The 3,651-nt window shown below is 73.2% G+C and carries 3 protein-coding genes; 1 reads left to right on the forward strand and 2 read right to left on the reverse strand.

From position 1 onward, the window contains the following. Positions 1-442 precede the first annotated feature (442 nt). On the reverse strand, positions 443-730 hold the full coding sequence (locus tag FNH04_RS43035) for a hypothetical protein (RefSeq protein ID WP_152791679.1): 288 nt from the start codon (positions 728-730) through the stop codon (positions 443-445). Between the two features lie 243 nt (positions 731-973). Continuing rightward, entirely contained in the window at positions 974-1,768 is a 795-nt protein-coding gene (locus FNH04_RS48345) for a hypothetical protein (protein WP_152791680.1), read from the reverse strand. A gap of 541 nt (positions 1,769-2,309) precedes the next feature. Here FNH04_RS48345 and FNH04_RS43045 point away from each other — a divergent pair. Then, positions 2,310-3,491 (forward strand): glycosyltransferase, encoded by a 1,182-nt coding sequence (locus FNH04_RS43045; RefSeq protein WP_152791681.1) that lies wholly within the window; start codon positions 2,310-2,312, stop codon positions 3,489-3,491. The last annotated feature ends 160 nt before the right edge of the window (positions 3,492-3,651 follow it).

Here is a 3,651-nt window from a genome sequence, read left to right on the forward strand (position 1 = left end):
GCCCCCGCAGCACCCGCCGCCGTCCCGCGGACCCCGGAGGACCGCCGGCGGATGACGACGGGGACGGTGACGGGGATGGTGACGGTGACGGGACATCGGCGGGGAACGCCAGGGCACCCTGCTCGGCTCTCGTGGGGTCCGCCGGGTGCGGTGGTGAGGACTCGGGTGGTGTGTTGGTTGGCAACGTCTGTCTCCTCCTCGTACGGGAAGGGGCACCGTGCTCGTCCGGGAGCGGTGGCTGCGCCGCGGGCACGCACGGAAGCGGCTCATCCGCCCTACCGCACGCTTCAGGGGCCGACCCCGCACGCGGCGGAATCGGCCCCGGAGCGTCCACAGGCGCCTGAGACACGAGCCGGGCACGAAGTCCGGCACAAAGCCCGGGGTGAAGGTCCCCGATGACAGTCCGAGCGAAAGCCTGAGACGAAAAAAGCGCCCGAACCGCTCAGCCCCGCTGCAGGGGGAGCCCACCGAGCAGAGCGTTGCCTCCCTGCTGGCCGGCGGGGCCCCTGGCACCGTTGGGGGCGCTGGGCGCGGAACCCCGCTGCGGCGTCCCGGGGGCCTGCGGCTTCTGCTGCAGCAGCTTGAGGGGGCCGCTCTTGGAGAGCGACTTCACGACTCCCGTGAGGAGGCCGGACTTGCCCCCCGGGGTGTCGGCGGCGGCAGCGGGGGCGGCGACACCGGTCACGACCACGGAGCCGACGACGACGGCGGCAGCCTTCAGAGACTTCATCGTGTTCCTTTCTTCGGCAACTCGAAGAGTCACCACGGGGAATTGCTTCACCGCCCCCAACGAGCCCCGGACGCCGCAGAAACCCCGAACGCTGAAAATTCCGACATCCAATGCGAAACCTCACCCGAATGACCGGCGTCGCGCCGAAGCGCCGTACCGACCCACCGCGGGGCCGGTACGACGTCAGCGGCCGAGCTGCGCCTGCTTCGCCTCAGGCACAGCTCCAGACACAGCCCCCCGTCTTCAGGAGCGCAGCGGCAGCCCGGGGAGCGTCCCGCCACCGAGGCCGCCCAGAGCGCCCTTGACGGCGTCCAGGAGTGCCGTCACCAGCTTCTCGACCTGAGGAAGGACATCGGCCGGGTTACCGGAGGTGGCCGCCTGGAGCAGGGCCTCCACGGCCTTCTGCAGCTCGGCGAGCAGGTCGGCGGGCGCCTTACGCTCGGCACGCGCCGCGGCCCCCGCCGACGCCGGCGGCACGGCGGCCGGACTCGTCGACGCCGACGGAGCGTCCGGCTTCGAGGGAGCGGCCGGCACGGAGGGGACGGCCTGCACCGAAGGCGCGGCAGGCACGACCGGTACCGAAGGCGCAGCCGGCACGGAAGGCGCGGCCGGTACCGAGGGAGCAGCCGGCACCGAGGGCGCAGCCGGTACCGAAGGCGCGGCAGGCACCATCGGAGCGGCAGGAGACGCCGGGACATTCGGGGTCGTCGAAGTCGCCGGAGTCATCGAAAACGCGCCGCCGACCCTGGCGATGGCGGCCTTGGCCTCGTCACCCAGCTTGGTCGCCTCCGCGGCGGTGAGCTGGCCGCTGTCCGCACTGAGCGCCGCCTCCGCCAGATCGGTGACCTCGGTGATCACTTCACCGAGCCTGTGCAGCGACATGACCTGGACCAGGGTGGCGTCCGCACTGGCGGCGGACGCGCCGCGGGTGCGCTCCCGCGCCGTGTCGGCCGCCAGTGCGACGGGGGCCGTGACGCCGAAGAGAAGCGTGACGCAGAGCGCGGAGGACGCGATGCGCCGTGCCGGGAAAGCAGGCATGAAGGTTCCTTTCGAACGGTGGTGCGTCAGGGTTCTTGCGTCCACCGTGAAATCGGTGACTTCACTCCGCAACCGAGCGGACACTCCGAGTAGCGGGACTGGCGCGCACGGCGGGGCGTCATCCCTGGTGAGAAACCCTGCCGGACTCCACGGCCGCTCCGCCTCCGTTCGGCGCAAACCCGCGACAGCGCTCCGGCTGCACCGGGCGGGACGGAAACGAACCCCGCACGACACGGCCTGATGGGCCACCCGGGAAGTCGGCACCGGCGGCGACGGCCTCGACGGCCGGGCGGCGACACCGACGAAACCCGCCCCCGCGAAGCGACGCGACGGCCCGCCACGACGGCGGCAACAGGGAGCCGGGCCAGGCACTTTGGCGACACGCGACCCGCAGTCCGGCCAGCCAACACACTTGTCGGTCTTACCCGATAAAAGCGACATATGAGTATAGAGTCGCGTCGCGAACCAAGCAAAACGTGATGTTCCTCATGAAAGGGCAAGCCCGGTGATGGCCAGTCAGCCCTTCGGATCCTGGCGCGGCATGACGCGGCAGGGGGCCGCGCCCCGCGTCCTCCATGTCACCCAGCCCGTGGACGGCGGCGTCGCACGCGTGGTCGCCGAACTGGTGCGTGCGCAGCGCGCGGCCGGTTTCCACGTCGTCGTCGCCTGCCCCGAGAGCGGCCTGCAGCAGACGCTGTGGGAGCTCGGCGCGGACGTACGGGACTGGCCCGCCACACGGTCTCCGGGCCCGTCGCTTCCCGGTGAGGTGCGCCGGCTCGCGCGCGTCCTCGAGGAAGTCGAGCCCGATGTCCTGCACGCCCACAGCGCCAAGGCAGGGCTCGCCTCCCGCCTGGCGGTACGGGGGCGGATCCCGACGGTGTTCCAGCCGCACGCCTGGTCGTTCGAGGCGGTCGGCGGGGTCACGGCGGCGATGGCCCTGGCATGGGAGCGGTGGGGGGCGCGGTGGGCCGCCCGTGTGGTGTGCGTCAGCGAGGCGGAGCGCGAGACAGGAGTACGCGCAGGGGTGCGCGCCCACTGGCAGGTGATCCCCAACGGGATCGACCCGGAGCGCTTCCGCCCCGCCCCCGTGACCGCCGTACGCGCCTCCCTCGCACCGCTCTCCGGCCTCGATCCGGTCGCTCCGCTGACGGTCTGCGTGGGGCGCCTGTGCCGGCAGAAGGGGCAGGACGTACTGCTCAAGGCATGGCCCTCGGTGCTGCGGCGGGTGCCCGGGGCCCGGCTGGCGCTGGTCGGGGACGGTCCGCAGGAGCGGCGGCTGCGGCGGCTCGCGCCCGAGGGCGTGCTGTTCCCCGGGGCCGTCGCCGACGCCGTCCCCTGGTACCAGGCCGCCGACCTGGTGGTGCTGCCGTCCCGCTGGGAGGGCATGGCGCTGGCCCCGCTCGAGGCCATGGCCTGCGGGCGTCCCGTGGTGGTCACGGATGTGGCCGGGGCACGCGAGAGTCTGCCGCCCGGCCACCGGGCGCACTGTCTGGTGCCGGCGGGCCGGCCCGGCCCGCTGGCCGACGCGCTCGTCCGGGCGCTGCTCGATCCACTGCTGCGCGAATCCCTCGGCCACCAGGGGCGCGACCACGTACTGACCGCGCACGACGTGCGGCACTCGGCCGAGGCGGTCGCGGCCCTCTACCGCGAACTCCTCGGCGCCGGGCGCACGGTGGCCCACCGCGCGGACCACACCGAGTGCAGGGAGTCCATCCGCTCGTGACCGCTGAACGTACCGTTCCCTCCCCCGGTGCCAGACCGCCGGAGCACGGATATCCCGCCCTCTCGGTCATGCCCCCGCGCGAGACCGCCACCGATTTCCGGTTCCCCGCCGGTCAACGGCCGGCGGCGCGCCGCGCCCCCGGGCTACCGCTGCTCGCCGT

This window comes from Streptomyces phyllanthi (assembly GCF_009377205.1).
GTDB lineage: Bacteria > Actinomycetota > Actinomycetes > Streptomycetales > Streptomycetaceae > Streptomyces > Streptomyces phyllanthi.

Bases quoted from the DNA above. Each gene is read 5' to 3' on its own strand.
- FNH04_RS48345 (WP_152791680.1), bottom strand. From the start codon at position 1,768: ATGCCTGCTTTCCCGGCACGGCGCATCGCGTCCTCCGCGCTCTGCGTC.
- FNH04_RS43035 (WP_152791679.1), bottom strand. From the start codon at position 730: ATGAAGTCTCTGAAGGCTGCCGCCGTCGTCGTCGGCTCCGTGGTCGTG.
- FNH04_RS43045 (WP_152791681.1), top strand. From the start codon at position 2,310: ATGACGCGGCAGGGGGCCGCGCCCCGCGTCCTCCATGTCACCCAGCCC.